This is a genomic window from Flavitalea antarctica (assembly GCF_054461535.1).
Window position 1 is genome coordinate 157,358 of sequence record NZ_JBTLQG010000002.1, and the last position, 17,239, is coordinate 174,596.

The following is a 17,239-nucleotide window of genomic DNA, read 5'->3' on the forward strand; positions in this document are numbered from 1 at the left end:
ATAATACCGGGCCTTGCCAGTGTTAAGCGGGCAAGGCGAAAATCGCAAATTATATGTCATTATTAAGGTACGAATCGCAAATCAGGCCTGCTCTTGTAGATGGAGATAAGACTTACCATCAGGTTACTGAAGACATTGTGCGCCCGATTGAAGCAAGCCCGAGCAGGTTATGGTGGATTGGATTCATCATCTCAGTAATTTTCCTGCTGATCGGTGTTTACTCGATTTACAGGGAGGTGACTTATGGTGTGGGACAGTGGAACCTGAACAAAACGATAGGATGGGGTTGGGACATCACCAACTTCGTTTGGTGGGTTGGTATTGGTCACGCCGGAACACTGATTTCCGCTATCCTCTTGTTGTTTCGCCAGGGTTGGAGAACAGGTGTAAACCGGGCGGCAGAAGCAATGACGATATTTGCGGTTATGTGTGCGGGTCAGTTCCCGATCTGGCACATGGGCCGGGTTTGGATGGCCTTTTTCGTACTTCCTTATCCGAACACAAGAGGACCATTATGGGTGAACTTTAACTCACCACTGTTATGGGACGTATTCGCGATCTCAACTTATTTTACCGTTTCTCTTTTGTTCTGGTATTGCGGACTTCTCCCGGATTTTGCGACGGTTCGTGACCGTGCAAGGTTGAAATGGAGAAAGTATATGTACGGCCTTCTTGCTTTCGGATGGACCGGCTCCACCAAACACTGGCAGAGACATGAAAGTCTTTCTCTTGTACTTGCTGGTTTGAGTACCCCGCTGGTACTTTCGGTTCACACGATAGTATCCTTCGACTTCGCAACTTCGGTAGTACCGGGCTGGCACACTACCATCTTTCCGCCATACTTCGTTGCCGGTGCGATATTCTCCGGTTTTGCAATGGTTCAGACCTTGTTGCTTATCACACGGAAGGTACTTGCGCTGGAAGACTATATAACTATAGAGCATATCGAGGTTATGAACAAGGTAATAGTGCTTACCGGTTCAATCGTTGGTATTGCCTACCTCACTGAGCTCTTCATTTCATGGTACGGTCAGAACAAATACGAAGCATGGGCCTTCTTTGAAAACAGGGCAAACATATTCAGTCCTTACGGATGGAGTTATTTCCTGATGATGGGTTGTAACGTTTTATCGCCACAGATTTTCTGGTTCAGAAAAATGCGGAGAAACATCCTGGTCACTTTCTTCATGTCAATCATAGTAAATATCGGGATGTGGTTTGAGCGCTTTGTGATCATCGTTACCTCTGTGTATCGGGATTATCTGCCTAGCAGCTGGAGTACTTATTATTCACCGACCATTTATGAGGTTGGATTTTATATGGGAACATTTGGATTATTCTTTACCTGCTTCTTCCTCTTTGCAAAATTCTTCCCGGTGATTGCAATCGCGGAAATCAAGCATATCCTGAAGAGATCCGGTGACAATTATAAGACGGGTATGGATGTGGTAGAACGCAAAACCACCGACCAGTTTTACCATGAACAACACAGTGAACATCATTGATTTTAACTCACAAACACAATTCGCTATATGGCTCGTAAAAAATTTGTTGTAGGATGTTTCGATGAGGAAGGCCTTTTATTCGATGCGGTAAAGAAGGTTCGTAAAGCAGGCTATAAAATGCATGATGTTTATACGCCTTTCCCGATCCATGGTCTTGACCGTGTAATGGGTTTACGTGACACCAGTATACACACAGCCGGATTTCTTTATGCCATCTTTGGTACAAGCACAGCGCTCAGTTTCATCACCTGGGTTTTTACAAAAGACTGGCCATTAAATATCGGCGGTAAACCACATTTCGCGCTTCCTGCCTGGATACCGATCACATTCGAGTTTACCGTGCTTTGTGCCTGCGTTGGAATGGTATTGACGTTTTGTTATTTATGCCAGCTTGCACCCTTCGTTAAGAAACATCACTTTCATGAGCGCGCAACTGATGACCTTTTTGTGATGGTTATCGAATGTTCTGCAAGAACAAATGAAGCGGAAGTTTCTGCTTTCCTTTCAGCAAACGGTGCAGTTGAGGTGAACACCCAGGTAGCTGAAACAGGCTGGTGGCTTGGAACTTACGACAAGGAGAAAAAATTATATCAGGAGACCCCAGAACCTGTATCAGTATAATTGAAGAATAATTAAAGAGGAAACGCCATTGTAAGCCTTTTGACCGGGTGAAATGTTAACAGGGCATTCACCAACAAGGCGGGAACAGGCTATCCGGCGAATAAAATAAAAATGAACGGATGAAAAAATTATCGATCATAACTGTTTTTGCCCTGGCCATTGGAATATGGAGCTGCGGAGACAGTATTCAACGTGAGCCTTCCAGAACCTATATGCCGGATATGGCGAAGAGCAGGGCTTATGAAACTTATGCTAACCTGGATACACTAAAAGCACAGGGAATCAGGTATACTGCTACCCCCGTTGCCGGTACTGTCAAGAGAGGGGAATTATTTCCTTTTGCGATCCCTGTTGATAAACCAGGCGATTCCGTAAACTACGTGGCTTCAAGAGCTGTGGCCAATCCACTTGCATCGTTAAATCCGCAGCAAACCAAAGAGGCCGAAAGACTTTACCTGGTAAACTGTGGTATCTGTCATGGAACAACGCTCAATGGTAATGGTCCTTTATATAATGATGGGGCAGGTCCTTATGGAGTGGCACCCAAAAACCTGGTTGACGATCCCGTTGTGTCTGTTATGCCGGAAGGCCAGATGTTTTATTCCGTTACTTACGGAAAAGGACAAATGGGACCTTACGCTTCACAGCTCAGCACAACCCAGCGTTGGATGGTTGTTAAATATGTAAAAGACAAACAGATCGCAAAAAAAGGTGGTGGCAGCACTAAACCTTCAGGCGATACAACGGCTGCAAAAGCAGGTCCCGGGGCACAGGCAGGAGCGCCGGGTACAATGGCTCCGGCAACAGGCGACACTTCAAAAACAAAAAAATAAGGTCACGATTACAGAATACAAAAATTGTTGATAATGGCTACTAAAGATTTATTTACAGTCCCTAACCGCTACAGAACCTGGTCACTGGCGCTGATCGGTGTGGGAGTGTTGTCAGTGATAGTTGGTTTCTTTTTGTACGGGACCGGAGATGTGCATCATAAAACCAGGTTCTGGGCAACATTGATGCACAATAGTGTTTACTTTCTGCTTATTTGTAATGCCTGCATGTTTTTCTTTTGCGCTACCACGTTAGCCTGGGGCGGATGGCAGATAGCATTCGGACGGGTGATGGAAGCCATTGGAGCTGCAGTTCCTGTAATAGGCGTAATTGCATTGGTTATACTTCTGTCTATCGTATTCGGTGGCCACCACATGACTCACATTTATCACTGGACCGATGCTGAAGCCGTAGCAAATGACAGTATTCTGTTGGGCAAAAGCGGATTTCTTAATCCGGCATTTTACGCAGTCTGGACGGTCCTGACCGTTGCTTTCTGGAGTATCCTTGGTTACAAGATGCGCAAGCTTTCAAGAGAGCTGGACGAAAACCCGATTGGAAGCAGGGAAGATGGTCGCAGATATATCTGGAAAAACACGGTCTGGGCTGCAATATTCATAGTATGGTTTTCACTGACCGCTTTGTCTGTTACCCCATGGTTCTGGCTGATGAGCATAGACGCACATTGGTATTCCACAATGTATAGCTGGTACTCATTTGCAAGTAGCTTTGTGGCAGGTTTGTCATTGATCGCTTTATATATTATTTATCTGAAAAACCAGGGACATCTTGAATATGTCACCGACGAGCACCTTCATGATGTCGGTAAATTTATGTTTGCTTTCTCCGTGTTCTGGACCTACCTGTGGTTCTCACAATACATGTTGATCTGGTACGCGAATATTCCGGAAGAAACGGTTTATTTCAAATCACGTATTAAGGACGGCGCTTACAGTGGAGTTTTTTGGCTCACATTAATTATCAACTTCCTTGCTCCACTTTTGTTATTAATGAGAAGGAATGCCAAACGGAGTTATACGATGATGGCTTTTATGGCCGTGCTGATCATCTTTGGTCACTGGCTTGACTTCTATCAAATGATTTTTGCCAGTGTTTTGAAGGAACATGTAGAACTTGGTTTATATGATTTCGGAGTGGCTGCAGGGTTTATTGGTACAATCATGCTCGTTACCGGAAATGTGTTGAGTAAAAATGCACTGGTTGCCAAGAACCACCCATTTGTGAAGGAAAGTATCATACATCATACTTAAATCTTTTTGTATATCATGTCTACAACAGCTGTTTTTCTTTTATCGATCCTAGGTCTGGGCTTTCTGATTACATTTCAGATCGCCAAGGCGAGTGAGTATGTGTCGGTCCTGAAAGGTGAAAAGAAAGCCTTCGAGCAAAGTAACAGGGTGAATGCCTTTCTGATGGTGGCCTTCCTGGTGCTGGGACTGATAGGTGTCTGGTGGTGTAATAAGTTGTTTTACCACAAAACACTACTGGTTCATCCTTCGGCCTCTGACCATGGTGAGAACGTAGATACGATGATGTTTATCACTATTGCTGTAACCGGGGTGGTGTTTGTGATCACCCAGATCCTGCTTTTCTGGTTTGCGTACAAGTACCAGTACAATGAGAAAAGGCAAGCATACTTTTTTCCGCATAACAACAAACTTGAGATACTCTGGACGACTGTTCCTGCAATTACGCTGGTAATCATGGTCGGATTTGGATTGTTGTACTGGTTTAAAATAACCGGTGACCCTCCGCAGAATTCCATGGTTGTTGAAATAACCGGTAAGCAGTTTAACTGGATCTATCGTTATCCTGGCAAAGACAACATCTTTGGCAAGAGGTATTTCAAAAACATCAGCGAAGTTGAGGGCAATGAACTTGGACTTTTATGGGATGATCCGGCAGGGCATGACGATGTGATCATCGCCGGCCAGCCAATGTATCTCGTGAAAGGCAAACCGGTTCAGCTCGTCATCGGCTCGAGGGACGTTATTCATGACGTGGGTCTTCCACATTTCAGGTTAAAAATGGATGCGGTGCCCGGAACTCCGACTACCCTTTGGTTCACGCCGCAGTATACCACTGAAGAGATGCGCAAGATCACAAACAATGAAGCGTTTGAATACGAAATTGCCTGCGACCAGATGTGTGGGAACGCTCATTATTCAATGCGTGGTGTAATCAAGGTGGTCACACAGGAAGAATTTGTATTGTGGAGAGCCAGCCAGAAAGCAAAGTATGCAGAATTGTTTCCACCGCAGGGAGCACCAGCTCCATCGCCTGCAACACCTGCACCTGACAGCACAAAAAGAGCTGCCAACACACCACCTGCAAAAGCAATTGTAAAGAATTAAAAAGTATCCGAAAACCTTTTTAAAGTCAAAAAAACAGAATTCTCATGAGCAACGAAGCGGCAATGCAAGGACACCCCGAAGTGATTACAACTCATGAAGTGCATCATGATGAACATCATGAGCATCATCATAAACAGACTTTCATTTCAAAGTATATATTCAGTCTCGATCACAAAACGATCGGCAAACAGTTCCTTATTACGGGAATGGTGTGGGCAATCATCGGCGGTCTGATGTCGGTTTTGTTCCGGCTTCAGCTCGGATATCCCGACGAATCCTTCCCATGGTTGGAAAGCATTCTTGGTCGTTGGGCCGAAGGCGGAAAAATCAGCGCTGAAAATTATTATGCGTTGGTAACCATGCACGGTACCGTGTTGGTATTTTTTGTATTGACAGGTGGACTCAGCGGAACTTTCGCAAACATTCTTATCCCGCTCCAGGTAGGTGCCAGAGACATGGCCTCCCCTTTGATGAACTGCCTGTCTTACTGGTTCTTTTTTACAGCCAGTATCGTCATGTTGTCTTCTTTGTTCGTTCAGACCGGTCCATTTAGTGGTGGTTGGACAGCTTATCCGCCTTTGAGTGCACTCGGCGCTGCGTCACCGGGATCTAAAATAGGTATGGACCTCTGGATCACGGCCATGGCGTTGTTCGTAGTTTCACAGCTACTGGCTGGTCTTAACTATATAAGTACAGTGCTTAACATGCGCACAAAAGGTATGAGCATGACCAGGTTGCCACTTACTATCTGGGCATTGTTCTTCACTGCAGTTCTTGGAGTGTTATCATTCCCTGTACTGTTATCAGGTTTCATCCTGCTTCTTTTTGATCGCCATGCCGGCACAAGTTTTTATCTCTCAGATATCTTTATCTCCGGCGGGTCAGCCTTACCTAACGAGGGTGGCAGTGCGATCCTGTTTCAACACTTATTCTGGTTCCTTGGTCACCCCGAGGTTTATATCATATTGCTCCCGGCCATGGGTATGGCTTCGGAAATTTTATCTGTCAACTCAAGAAAGCCAATCTTTGGATACATGGCGATGGTTGGGTCATTGTTCGCCATTACCATCCTGGCATTCCTTGTTTGGGCGCATCATATGTTTGTATCCGGATTGAATCCTTTCCTGGGTTCGGTATTCGTATTGCTTACATTGCTGATTGCCGTACCATCGGCCATCAAGGTCTTTAACTGGCTCACAACACTCTGGCGTGCAAACATCCGGTTCACACCGGGAATGATGTTCGCTCTTGGTTTCGTGAGTCTTTTCATATCAGGTGGTCTTACAGGTATCTTTCTTGGAAACTCCACCCTGGATATTCACCTCCACGATACTTACTTTGTGGTGGCCCACTTCCACATTGTGATGGGTGTTGCTTCCTTCTTTGGAATGTTCGCCGGCATCTACCATTGGTTTCCGAAAATGTTCGGCAGGTACCTGAACAATACCATGGCATATATCCATTTCTGGGTTACCATAATTGGTGCTTACCTCATCTTCTGGCCAATGCACTACCAGGGACTGGCGGGTATGCCGCGCCGTTATATGGATTACAGCGGATGGGAATCTTTCAAACAATTTACAGAGTTAAATAAATTCATATCAACAGTTGCAATGGTCGTTTTTGCTGTGCAGCTGATGTTTGTATTCAACTTTTTCTACTCAATTTTCAAGGGAAGAAAAGTAACTACAACAAATCCATGGGGCGCAACAACGCTTGAGTGGACAACACCAATTAACCCGGGACACGGTAACTGGCCAGGCGAAATTCCTGAGGTTCACCGCTGGGCATATGATTATTCAAAAGACGGAAGAGAATTTATTCCACAGACAGAACCAGTGGGTTCACATGAGAGCAAACATTGATTGTTTACTCTTCGTAAATAACCGGGTATGACATGATGCAGCAGGAAACGGTGAAGTCGTCAAGTTCTTTTACAATCGCCAGCAAGGTGAGAGATTACATGCTGTTGATCAAGTTCAGTCTTAGTTTCATGGTGGTATTTTCGGCGGTAGTGAGTTACCTCCTTGCACCAAACATCGTGAGCTATGACTGGGGTATGATCCTGCTCCTATTCATTGGTGGTTTACTGGTGACCGGGAGTGCAAATGCAGTAAACCAGGTTGTTGAGAAAGATACCGATGCGCTGATGAAGCGCACGGCGAAAAGACCTATTGCCTCAGGAAGAATGACACAGTCTGAGGGTTGGGTTTTTGCCGCGGTCAGCCTTGTGGCCGGCTTATTTATTCTGTATTATTTTTTTAACGGCCTTTCGGCACTGATGGCTTTTATCAGTTGGTTCATATATGCATTTTTGTATACGCCACTGAAAAAAGTCAATTCGATATCAGTATTGGTAGGGGCTATTCCCGGTGCTTTTCCGTGCCTGATAGGATGGACTGCGGGCCAGGATGATCTGAGTGCAGGTGGATGGGTTTTGTTCGCGATCCAGTTTTTCTGGCAATTTCCACATTTCTGGGCGATTGCCTGGATAGCGCACAAAGACTATTCTAACGCTGGTTTCAAGTTGATGCCTTCAGTTGAGGGCCCGACAAAATACTCAGCCATACAGTCGATCATCTATTCAATGGTACTGATCCCGGTGGGTGTGTTGCCTTACCTGGTCGGAATGAGCGGGATGACAGCGCTGGTTATTGTTTTTATTGCGAATGTCCTGATGGTCTGGCAGTCAGTGAAACTCTACCGCGAGATGGAAGTGAAAGCAGCCAGGAGAGTAATGTTTAGCAGTTACATTTACCTGCCAGTAGTTTTGCTGGCGATGCTGGCTGACAAAGGGTGACAGAAAAAATGTTTATCAATCAGGCGAAGAAATCAGTTGATTCGGCACATGCAGGAATGGTAAATGGATATTAAGAACCGAGATTTGATAAAGGAGATAGAATGAATCAAGCAGTGAGTACACAATCGAGAAATAAGATCCATCCCCATAAATTTACTTTGTGGGTAGCCATCGGCAGTATTGTAATGATGTTTGCCGGATTGACAAGTGCATATATAGTAAAAGGCAGCTTACCTGGATGGACGAAAGTCACCATGCCGGTTGTTTTCTACTACTCAACAGCAATAATGGTGGTTAGTAGCATTACCATTCAGAGTGGGCTTAAGGCATTTAAGGAAAGAAATATGAGGCAGTATCGCCGCCTCAGCACCGCGACTATCATACTTGGATTTGTTTTTATATTATTGCAAATCCTGGGATTTTCGCAGCTCTATAACAGCGGCGTATTGATGGAAGGCAGTGGTGCGGGTGTGTTTCTGTATATCATTTTTGGCTTGCATGCCATTCATGTGCTGGGCGGAATTATTGCACTGCTTATTATGTACCTGAGGGCGTACAGCAAACGGATCCGGAACTATAGTTCAGTGCCGGTTGAAGTTGCTGCAACATACTGGCATTTTGTGGACCTGTTGTGGATATACCTGTTCGTGTTCTTTTTGTTGAACATCTGAGAGGTTCATAAAATCCGGAAGTAAAAAACTAAAAAACTAAATTTCAATCTTAAATAACAAACATGGCACAAGCGATACCGGCGAATACAAAATGGTGGAGTGGAGGCAGAAGTCCTTTCAACGTGGAGTATGGGAAACTTATGATGTGGTATTTCCTGATGAGTGACGCCTTTACATTCGGAGCATTCCTCATTTCTTATGGCACGGCAAGATTTTCTACCAATAGCTGGCCGGATCCCAATAGTGTGTTCTCTTCATTTCCCTTTGCAGGGCATGCACATCTTCCGCTGGTTTTTGTGAGTTTGATGACATTTATCCTGATCATGAGTTCGGTAACCATGGTACTTGCGGTTGGAGCAGGACATTCCAACGATCGTAAAGGCGTTGTCAAATGGATGATATGGACAATTATCGGAGGCATCGCTTTCCTCAGTTGCCAGGCATGGGAATGGAACCACCTTTATCACCAGGGCGCATGGTGGGGCCAGATACCAACAGAAGCCGGTAGTCCGTTCCTTAATGCTGATGGTACAAAACCGAATACCAACTTTAGTAACTTCTTTTTCACCATAACCGGCTTTCACGGTTTCCACGTGTTCTCCGGCGTGATCATCAACATTATCATGTTGATCATGGCTTACACAGGTGTATTTGACAGGCGTGGTCATTACCTGATGATAGAAAAAGCAGGTTTGTACTGGCACTTTGTAGACCTTGTCTGGGTATTCGTTTTCACTTGCTTTTACCTGTTTTAACAGCGATTAACATTACCAGGCGATTAAATAATATTTTTAAGCAACAAGATATTTTATGGCACACACGGATTCACATTCACATACCGAACATGCTTCGCAACCGTACCACGGGAACACACATTCACCGGAGGTTACCCATCACGAGCACAGCTTCGATAGCAAGGCAATATGGAGAACATTCTGGATCCTGCTTGGTATCACCTGCGTGGAGTTGATTGTTGGTATGTTTATCGCGCCGAGATTTCCTTCCCTTAAGCTGATGTTTAACATACTGTATATGATATTAACAGCAGCTAAGGCGTTTTACATTATCGCGGAGTTCATGCACCTGAAACATGAGATCAAAAATATGATCATGACAATAGCCGTTCCGGCATTATTGTTTATCTGGTTCCTGGCAGCATTTCTCTGGGACGGAGATTCATACAGGAATCTGAGAAACCGGTTCGATCGTCACCATGATGCTCAAAGGTCGCAGAAGGTGGCTCCGGCCCCCGGAGGCGAAGCACAGAAGCCCGGAGCTATCCATTAATTTTCCGGTGTTGTGCCGTGTAATTTCCCGGTGTTGTGCCGTTAACGGACAACTTAGTCAATAGCTGAAACGTAAGATATATAAGGCCATTCCGGACGTCCGGAATGGCTTTTATTTTGTGAAAGTTTGAAAGGGCAATAATTCGTGTAGTAACTTTGCGGTCTGAAATACTGTTTAAATAAACAGTGACCGGGCAATGTTCGCCCAATCGAATTAAAGCCAGCATTTTGAGCAAAAAATCAATACTCACTTTATGCGTCCTGGTTCTTTTGCCAGTACTCTGTTATCTGCTGGTAAGATACTTTAGTGCCGGCGCCATCGAAATGCCACCGCGTTATTATCCCGATTCTGTAATCACCCGCATAGTTGATGGCAAACAAAAGAATGATACGGTCTGGCACAAAGTCAGTAATATCACTTTAACGAATCAGCTCGGCAAAGAAGTCTCTTTGGATGACATAAAAGGTAAGATCATAGTAGCCAATTTTTTCTTTACGCGCTGCCCTTCAATCTGTCCCACCCTTACAAAAAATATGAAGGCACTCCAGGATGGATTGAGGTTGAAAGATGTAAGGAAAAACACAGACACAGCTTTTGTGCAATTCCTGTCTTTTTCGGTTGATCCGGAGCGCGACTCGGTTCCGGTGCTGAAAAAATATGCTGATCGCAATGGTATTAATCATGATATATGGTGGATGTTGACCGGTCCCAAAAAAACAATTTATGATTTCGCCATTAATGAGATCAAGTTACCGGTGCAGGATGGGGAGTCAGTGGATTCGAATTTCATTCACACTGAAAGATTTGTTTTGTTAGACCGGGATCATGTTATCAGGGGTTATTACAGCGGGCTCGACAGCGTTGCGCTTTCGAACCTGGCTGAAGATCTCACGATGTTGATGCTTGAACGCGACAAGAAAAAAAAGAGGAAGCTTTTTTAGCGTTGATCGGAGAACCGAAAACAATCAATAAGGCAATACTACTAACACTATGAAACCGGAAATCGCAATTCAAAACATTACACCGGAACCCGTAATCAGGAAAAATGATAAAGTGGCAAGATTACTCATTGTGATTTTATCAGTAGTGGTTTTTGCGGCCGTTGTCATTTTGTCGAGGGTCAAAGTGAATGTTGATCTGGGATTTGATGTTCATCTCTTCGCGACCTTCAATGCTATCGTAAATAGCATGGTATCCGTACTATTGTTGGGAGGCCTGGTGATGGTTAAGCAGAAAAAATTCGAGCTGCATAAACGGATCATGATTGCGGCAATATTGTTATCAGCCTTATTCCTTGTTTCCTATATCTGTCACCATCTTTTCGCCGGCGATACAAAGTTCGGGGGAGAGGGAACGATCCGGATAGTTTATTTCTTTATTCTGATCACGCATATATTTCTCGCCGCTATCATACTTCCTTTTATTTTATTTACTGCTTATCGTGCACTCACCGGTGAATATAACAGGCACACAAAGCTAGCCAGGATCACCTGGCCAATATGGTTCTATGTTTCCGTTACCGGCGTGATCGTCTACTTGATGATCAGCCCTTATTATTAATCTAACTACTCACGTTCCACATTTAGAGGCTTTTTGTTTAACCGACATCTCTTTTTCTTTAGCCTAGATATGAACAGTGACTATTCAATCCCCGGGTACTGATTAATTCTTCTGAATTCACGTCCGCTCACTTGCAGAGTCGATTAAGCATTAAACAATTGACCTGATATAGGAAATATAGGATGGCATATCTTCGGGACTAATTAATGCTTAATGAAAACAAGGACCAATTTTTTCAAGCTGTTTCGTCTTATTCATATGGCGCAAGTGCTGGGTGTTACGCTTTTTGGAATTGCTTCGTTATTAATGGTGCGGAAAGAATTGCAGGAGCCTGTGGAGTCATCGGTTGACCGCACACTGCAGGTAGTTGTGGTTCTCGTTGCAGGGGTGACTTTGTTTTTTGGATTCAGATTATTTAAAAACAGCGTGCTGAAGATCCGTGCGAGTAGTGATGGCGTTAACAAAAGAATCAATTTCTACCGTAGTGCTTGTGTACTGTGGTGGGTGATGATTGAATTGCCGGCGCTGCTGTCGTTCACCTGTTTCATATTCACGAGCAATTATGCATTTTTCGCGCTGGGAGTTTTCCATCTGATGATCCTGATCATGTTTGCGCCGCGAAAGGAAAATATCATCCTGCTCTTGAATGTCAACAACCAGGAATTACAGGAAATAAATGCATGAGCCGATCCAAATCTCATTAACCGGGCATTGAAGTAATGTATACTCAGAACGCGGAGGCAGGATCCCAGAACTTTTCTTTAAAATTTACCACGGTATCATCAACTACTGCTGTGCCCTCCTTCTCTAACAGCTCCTTCATTGTGTCAGGTGTTGCAAAATGATTTTTACCGCTAAGCATTCCGTTGCGGTTCACAACACGGTGTGCGGGAACTTTGGGAGTTATGTTATGGGCGCCATTCATAGCCCAACCCACCATTCTTGCAGAAAGTCTTGTCCCTAGGCAGGCCGCAATCGCACCATACGAAGTAACTCTACCCTTCGGGATCTGCCTGGCAACCTCATAAACAAGCTGAAAAAAAGATTGATCCTTTCTGCCGGAAGGAGTTATCACTGACAATTGCTCCGGTCGGGATGATTGCTGACTTTTAATACTTTTCTTAGTACCGGCCTTTGTTTTACTATTTTTCTTTGTTGTCATTGATCGTTTTTCTTTCATGAATTAATGCTGATCTCCTTGGTTCAGGCACTTTTTCATAGTCGAAAGGGCAATGCCTGCACCCATTCCCGCAGCAATATCCACGCTGTAGATGATAGGCAGTGGTCATTACCATCAGCCCTTCACGGGTGAAATAATAATCAACTCCTTCTGTCAGTTTGTTCTTCAAGTAGCAATGATTTTAGCTCATTGGATTTATCCTCCAGCGGGGTTGCCGGCAACCTGAAGTGAAGATAGTGTACGGTCTTACTTTGCGCAATATCGAGGTTTTCGTAATGCGTTGTAATCTTCAATTCGGGAGATAGTTCTGCCAAAGAATATAAATCATCAACATCTTCTATAAGCTCCAGCGTGTGCAGGGCAATCACCCATTTGGTGAACCGGTAAAGACTCGGTGAATCAGTTTTCAGATGAATACTGCCCCCCGGTTTAAGGAACTGCTGATAAAATCTGAGAAATTTCGGATGCGTAAGTCTCTTTGAATTTTTAGACGTCCTTAGTTGCGGATCAGGGAAAGTAAGCCAGATGGATTCAACTTCTCCCGGCGAAAAATAACTGGCGATCCGGTCGATCTGGGTGCGCATAAAAAATACATTGGGAAGATCTTCTTTCAACGCAGTTTTAGCTCCTACCCATAACCGGTTCCCTTTTACATCTATGCCGATGTAATTTTTCCCTGGATATAACCTTGCCAGGCCGAGCGCATATTCGCCTTTTCCGCAGGCAAGTTCAAGAGTAATTGGATTGTTGTTACCAAATCGTTCATGCCATTTGCCGGCTGTGCCTTCAGGATACTGGAGAACATTTGGAAATTCAAGCAGTTCCGCAAAACGTTTTAATTTTTTCTGACCCATTGCTGCAAAGTTAATGGTACGCGCCTTTTGTTCAGCAAGCAGGCAGAATACGGGAAAGAAGACCGCAAAAGGAACCCGGTCAGGGCGTTTAGCTGTAGAGGGAGGACTCGAACCTCCACGGAGCGGTTAGCCATAGCGCAATGATTAATGTGGTGGTCAACCCCAGTCGCCCAAAGCCGAAACCCAGGCGGCATTACACTACGTTTATCCCGAACTCTCCACCCCCGAGACAAGAGGGCATGTCTGCCAAAATTCCATCACTCCACAATTTGATAAAGATTAACTGGCCTTGGAAAGGAGTAAACTCATTTCCGTGGCCGACAAAGATGCAGAAAAAATAGCAGGAATCACCTGATTTTATCAATTATGCACGGTGACTGTACTGTCGATAACCTATCGCTTTACTCTCTATAAACTGTCGCTGTACTGTCGATAACCTTTCGCTTTACGGTCTATAGACTGTCGCTGTACTGTCTATAACCTATGGCTATACTCTCTATGCACTTTCGCTGTACTGTCGATAACCTATCGCTATACTGTCTATAAACTGTCCCTACACATTATTTATAAACCGTTGCATTATTTTGTTCAGTCTTACCACGACTTTAGCATGCTGCCTTCACGTGCGCCTGTTCAGCCAGAACCCCAGGTTGAGCTGCCCCACTGTTGAGAATTCGCTTATTTGCTCACCCGTGATCTCACCATTGTTAGTGCGGCCTTCCTTTGCAAAGGTATAACCAAGTCCAAGGTTCAGATCGAGACTGAAACGACTACGATAATTTCGTTGAAAGCCCCAAACGACCCCTGTTTTATGTATCGCCCGACCACTGTTTTCTGCGTCGAAGGTTGTTTTGAAAACGGGCGCAAGGTAGTTCAGGTTATTCATCCCGATATCCTTCCCTTTTCGCCCACGCCTCAGAGCGTTGTAATAACACCTGTACTCAATGGTAAATGCGGGATCGAGATACAGGTGCGATGAGGTCCCCAATGCATTGGAATAACCCACGTAACCTGAAGGGTTGAGGAAGATTCTTCCATAAAGGGTTTGAAAACGGCCGACCCGTTGTTCATAACTAAACCCAGGGCTGAGAAAACTTATCTTGGTGAGATTAGTTACGCCATAATTGTTTCCCTCCTGTGCAGAAACATTATTGAGGTTCATAAGGCAGATAAAAAAAAGTACGGCTCTGATTGACATAGACACAATTTCATCATTTGATCGAACTGGGACTTAACAAACGGGTGAACTGCAAAAAGAAGCACATGAATCGTTTCCCAGGAACAACAGTCTAAGATTCAGATCTCCGTTGCCATAGCCGGGTCACTGATACTGTGTTTAGATGTCTCTACCCTTCCGGCAAAACGTCTCAGAAATTTCTCATCAGCGGTAACTGAAAAATCAAACCAGTTTCCGCTTTGCTCAAGGTTCCAGTTTCTTTTTACGGACTTACCCGCAGGCACCATCACCTTCGTCGGCTCGCCATAATCATAGGCGTTTGATGTCACAATTACTTCAATGGTCTTGCTAGCTCTGTTCCTGATCTCAAGCCCAATTCCGCCTGTCCGGTGGTTGTATATCACGACAGTTTCAGGTTCCTGCTGCAGGCCGGCTCCCTTGAACTTTCTGAAATATCCATTAGGACCGTAGACCTCCAGATCATACCCTGATGCTGCGACGGACCAGCTATCGCCCAGCGTTTTACCGGCCTCAACGGTATATCTCCGGGGAATCATTTCAAGGTGATTTAAATCGTATACATGAAAAACCACACCCGCTTTTCCTGTATTTACAAAGGTTAACCTGAGTTCTGAATTCACCACCTCTGCCGAAGTATTCAATTTGTAAGGAAGCGCACGGGAATACTTAACCCCCTTCTCCTGGAACAAAGGTTCCGGCATGTCGGGCGGCCTTGCACCCGGCAAATTTTTAAGCGCCGCTTCAACGGATGCATAATCCCTGGTCCGTGGCATAGCGGGAAAGACCGCATCATTTGGATTTTTAAAATCGAAGGCTGAATCCAGGTCACTGCTGACAGACCTGTGCCATGGACTGATCGCCGGCAGGACGACCCCAAATCTTTTTTCAATAAACTGTGCTACCGAAGTATGATCGGCAACTTCAGAGTGCACCCATCCGCCTTTGCTCCAGGGTGATATGATGTAAAGCGGTACCCTGGGTCCCATTCCCCATGGGCGTATGTCGCCGCTTATTGTATCAAGTGGATCGATGTAATTTCTTTTATTCAGCTTCCGGCTGTTGTCGAAGTACATACCTGCAAGGTCAATAGTGCTCTTGCCCGCCAACGTGCCATCAATATTATAAGAGGGGACGGCTGGTGCCGGCAGGTGGTCAAACAGACCATCATTCTCATCGAAAGTCAGGAAAAATACCGTTTTGGACCAGACGTCCGGATTGGAAGTAAGCGCCGACAAAACAGCATGAGTGAAATCAGCTCCGCGATAGGGGCTCGACGGCCCGCCAGGGTGTTCGCAATCTGCCCTCGAAGGCAGTATCCAGCTGACTGCAGGCAATGTTTTACCGGCCACATCTTTTGATAGATCTTCGAGTGACCAGTGTTTCATGCCCTGCTCATAGATTGCTGACCCAGGTTTCGCTGTACGGAAACTTTCAAAAGCCAGGCACCCGTGCATCGCCCCTGTCCAGTTATCGTTTGGATCCTGGTAAATGCGCCAGCTTACACCGGCCTTCTCCAGCACATCAGGCAGGGTGGCCCATTTAAAGGCATTTCCTTTATAAGTATACCCCGGATCAGGATGTTTCCCGGTAATCCAGCATCGCTGGTTCACCGGTTCCGAGTCCTTATCGGAACAGTTGATGCCGGCAGCGCGTTTATCGGGGTCCGAATTGGACCCGGACCAGAACATGATCCGGTTTGGATCAGTGCCGGTTGCAATGGAACAATGATAAGCATCGGAAATGGTAAAGGCATCCGCCAGCGCATACTGGAAAGGTATTTCCTCCCGGGTGTAATAGGCCATGGAAAACGGCGTCTTGCACTTTGGCCAGAACCCGTATTTGCCCTGGTTCCAGGCAGCCTGCATGTCGGGAAAATCATGCGGGGTTGGCTTTACAAGGGCCGCGTTACTGGTTTTGAAATTTGCCCGGAAAGGAGGAATGATATGTTCTCCATCAGACTGAAAGAACGCCCGCTTTCCGCTTTCCAGCGGAATGGGAAACCGGTCGCCAAATCCACGCACACCTTTCATCGTTCCAAAATAATGGTCAAATGAACGATTCTCCTGCATGAGGATAACTATATGCTTTACATCATTGATGGAACGGGTCGGGCTGTCGGCTTCCACAGCCAAAGCCTTTTCAATCAGGGCAGGCCATAGCAGGGATCCCACTCCGATTTTGGATGTGATGCCGATAAATTTTCTCCTGTTTATCATGGGGGAAGTTTACAGGGTTCGATGTTACATCAAATTATGCGAAACGGGTACGCAAACTCTGTAAACTGATGGAAATCTTTGAGAGCGCGGGCAGCCTTCGGAAAATTCAAACGAGGGCCCCAAAGTTTCGGATTGAGCTTT

General features: G+C 45.2%; 18 protein-coding genes. 13 read left to right on the forward strand and 5 right to left on the reverse strand.

From position 1 onward, the window contains the following. Window positions 1-53 precede the first annotated feature (53 nt). The 13 genes from nrfD to ACX0G7_RS03065 all read left to right on the forward strand — a co-directional run bounded on the left by nrfD (window position 54) and on the right by ACX0G7_RS03065 (window position 12,334). Window positions 54-1,505, forward strand: coding sequence for an NrfD/PsrC family molybdoenzyme membrane anchor subunit (nrfD, locus tag ACX0G7_RS03005; RefSeq protein ID WP_458921936.1), 1,452 nt, complete (start codon window positions 54-56; stop codon window positions 1,503-1,505). 27 nt (window positions 1,506-1,532) lie between these two features. Further along, on the forward strand, window positions 1,533-2,126 hold the full coding sequence (locus ACX0G7_RS03010) for a DUF3341 domain-containing protein (protein WP_458921937.1): 594 nt from the start codon (window positions 1,533-1,535) through the stop codon (window positions 2,124-2,126). Window positions 2,127-2,245: 119 nt separating this feature from the next. Next, window positions 2,246-2,959, forward strand: a complete 714-nt coding sequence (locus tag ACX0G7_RS03015; RefSeq protein WP_458921938.1) for a c-type cytochrome — start codon at window positions 2,246-2,248, stop codon at window positions 2,957-2,959. 33 nt (window positions 2,960-2,992) lie between these two features. After that, window positions 2,993-4,228 carry a quinol:cytochrome C oxidoreductase gene (locus tag ACX0G7_RS03020; RefSeq protein WP_458921939.1) on the forward strand — a complete coding sequence of 412 codons (1,236 nt, stop codon included), beginning with the start codon at window positions 2,993-2,995 and terminating at the stop codon, window positions 4,226-4,228. A 15-nt stretch (window positions 4,229-4,243) separates the two neighbouring features. After that, window positions 4,244-5,332: a cytochrome c oxidase subunit II gene (locus tag ACX0G7_RS03025; RefSeq protein WP_458921940.1), complete on the forward strand. Its 1,089-nt coding sequence runs from the start codon at window positions 4,244-4,246 to the stop codon at window positions 5,330-5,332. 44 nt (window positions 5,333-5,376) lie between these two features. Next, window positions 5,377-7,197: a cytochrome c oxidase subunit I gene (locus ACX0G7_RS03030; protein ID WP_458921941.1), complete on the forward strand. Its 1,821-nt coding sequence runs from the start codon at window positions 5,377-5,379 to the stop codon at window positions 7,195-7,197. 32 nt (window positions 7,198-7,229) lie between these two features. Beyond that, the gene (cyoE, locus tag ACX0G7_RS03035) at window positions 7,230-8,132 is read left to right on the forward strand and encodes a heme o synthase (RefSeq protein WP_458921942.1); all 903 of its coding nucleotides are present in this window, start codon (window positions 7,230-7,232) and stop codon (window positions 8,130-8,132) included. A gap of 101 nt (window positions 8,133-8,233) precedes the next feature. Continuing rightward, entirely contained in the window at window positions 8,234-8,803 is a 570-nt protein-coding gene (locus ACX0G7_RS03040; RefSeq protein ID WP_458921943.1) for a cytochrome c oxidase subunit 3, read from the forward strand. Between the two features lie 62 nt (window positions 8,804-8,865). Further along, window positions 8,866-9,558: a cytochrome c oxidase subunit 3 gene (locus ACX0G7_RS03045; RefSeq protein ID WP_458921944.1), complete on the forward strand. Its 693-nt coding sequence runs from the start codon at window positions 8,866-8,868 to the stop codon at window positions 9,556-9,558. Between the two features lie 55 nt (window positions 9,559-9,613). Continuing rightward, window positions 9,614-10,090 (forward strand): cytochrome C oxidase subunit IV family protein, encoded by a 477-nt coding sequence (locus ACX0G7_RS03050; RefSeq protein ID WP_458921945.1) that lies wholly within the window; start codon window positions 9,614-9,616, stop codon window positions 10,088-10,090. A gap of 227 nt (window positions 10,091-10,317) precedes the next feature. After that, on the forward strand, window positions 10,318-11,031 hold the full coding sequence (locus ACX0G7_RS03055; RefSeq protein ID WP_458921946.1) for an SCO family protein: 714 nt from the start codon (window positions 10,318-10,320) through the stop codon (window positions 11,029-11,031). Window positions 11,032-11,080: 49 nt separating this feature from the next. Then, a complete protein-coding gene (locus tag ACX0G7_RS03060) occupies window positions 11,081-11,650 on the forward strand; it encodes a DUF420 domain-containing protein (RefSeq protein ID WP_458921947.1) in 570 nt (189 codons plus the stop codon). A gap of 213 nt (window positions 11,651-11,863) precedes the next feature. Then, window positions 11,864-12,334 (forward strand): hypothetical protein, encoded by a 471-nt coding sequence (locus ACX0G7_RS03065; protein ID WP_458921948.1) that lies wholly within the window; start codon window positions 11,864-11,866, stop codon window positions 12,332-12,334. Between the two features lie 43 nt (window positions 12,335-12,377). On the opposite strand, the gene ACX0G7_RS03070 is transcribed toward ACX0G7_RS03065, so the two are convergent. The 5 genes from ACX0G7_RS03070 to ACX0G7_RS03090 form a co-directional block, all read right to left on the reverse strand. Continuing rightward, on the reverse strand, window positions 12,378-12,812 hold the full coding sequence (locus ACX0G7_RS03070) for an MGMT family protein (protein WP_458921949.1): 435 nt from the start codon (window positions 12,810-12,812) through the stop codon (window positions 12,378-12,380). Beyond that, window positions 12,793-12,999: a DUF5522 domain-containing protein gene (locus tag ACX0G7_RS03075; protein WP_458921950.1), complete on the reverse strand. Its 207-nt coding sequence runs from the start codon at window positions 12,997-12,999 to the stop codon at window positions 12,793-12,795. Before ACX0G7_RS03075 ends, ACX0G7_RS03070 begins: the two co-directional genes overlap by 20 nt. Then, complete coding sequence (gene trmB, locus ACX0G7_RS03080; RefSeq protein WP_458921951.1) at window positions 12,971-13,684, reverse strand: tRNA (guanosine(46)-N7)-methyltransferase TrmB; 714 nt, start codon at window positions 13,682-13,684, stop codon at window positions 12,971-12,973. The genes ACX0G7_RS03075 and trmB overlap by 29 nt, the downstream gene beginning before the upstream one ends. A 619-nt stretch (window positions 13,685-14,303) precedes the next feature. After that, complete coding sequence (locus ACX0G7_RS03085; protein ID WP_458921952.1) at window positions 14,304-14,882, reverse strand: hypothetical protein; 579 nt, start codon at window positions 14,880-14,882, stop codon at window positions 14,304-14,306. 98 nt (window positions 14,883-14,980) lie between these two features. Then, window positions 14,981-17,098 (reverse strand): phosphocholine-specific phospholipase C, encoded by a 2,118-nt coding sequence (locus ACX0G7_RS03090; protein WP_458921953.1) that lies wholly within the window; start codon window positions 17,096-17,098, stop codon window positions 14,981-14,983. Window positions 17,099-17,239 lie beyond the last annotated feature (141 nt).

Excerpts from the sequence above, each read along its gene's own strand:
- nrfD (WP_458921936.1), top strand. The coding sequence starts at position 54 with ATGTCATTATTAAGGTACGAATCGCAAATCAGGCCTGCTCTTGTAGAT.
- ACX0G7_RS03010 (WP_458921937.1), top strand. The coding sequence starts at position 1,533 with ATGGCTCGTAAAAAATTTGTTGTAGGATGTTTCGATGAGGAAGGCCTT.
- ACX0G7_RS03015 (WP_458921938.1), top strand. The coding sequence starts at position 2,246 with ATGAAAAAATTATCGATCATAACTGTTTTTGCCCTGGCCATTGGAATA.
- ACX0G7_RS03020 (WP_458921939.1), top strand. The coding sequence starts at position 2,993 with ATGGCTACTAAAGATTTATTTACAGTCCCTAACCGCTACAGAACCTGG.
- ACX0G7_RS03025 (WP_458921940.1), top strand. The coding sequence starts at position 4,244 with ATGTCTACAACAGCTGTTTTTCTTTTATCGATCCTAGGTCTGGGCTTT.
- ACX0G7_RS03030 (WP_458921941.1), top strand. The coding sequence starts at position 5,377 with ATGAGCAACGAAGCGGCAATGCAAGGACACCCCGAAGTGATTACAACT.
- cyoE (WP_458921942.1), top strand. The coding sequence starts at position 7,230 with ATGATGCAGCAGGAAACGGTGAAGTCGTCAAGTTCTTTTACAATCGCC.
- ACX0G7_RS03040 (WP_458921943.1), top strand. The coding sequence starts at position 8,234 with ATGAATCAAGCAGTGAGTACACAATCGAGAAATAAGATCCATCCCCAT.
- ACX0G7_RS03045 (WP_458921944.1), top strand. The coding sequence starts at position 8,866 with ATGGCACAAGCGATACCGGCGAATACAAAATGGTGGAGTGGAGGCAGA.
- ACX0G7_RS03050 (WP_458921945.1), top strand. The coding sequence starts at position 9,614 with ATGGCACACACGGATTCACATTCACATACCGAACATGCTTCGCAACCG.
- ACX0G7_RS03060 (WP_458921947.1), top strand. The coding sequence starts at position 11,081 with ATGAAACCGGAAATCGCAATTCAAAACATTACACCGGAACCCGTAATC.
- ACX0G7_RS03065 (WP_458921948.1), top strand. The coding sequence starts at position 11,864 with ATGAAAACAAGGACCAATTTTTTCAAGCTGTTTCGTCTTATTCATATG.
- ACX0G7_RS03070 (WP_458921949.1), bottom strand. The coding sequence starts at position 12,812 with ATGACAACAAAGAAAAATAGTAAAACAAAGGCCGGTACTAAGAAAAGT.
- trmB (WP_458921951.1), bottom strand. The coding sequence starts at position 13,684 with ATGGGTCAGAAAAAATTAAAACGTTTTGCGGAACTGCTTGAATTTCCA.
- ACX0G7_RS03085 (WP_458921952.1), bottom strand. The coding sequence starts at position 14,882 with ATGTCAATCAGAGCCGTACTTTTTTTTATCTGCCTTATGAACCTCAAT.
- ACX0G7_RS03090 (WP_458921953.1), bottom strand. The coding sequence starts at position 17,098 with ATGATAAACAGGAGAAAATTTATCGGCATCACATCCAAAATCGGAGTG.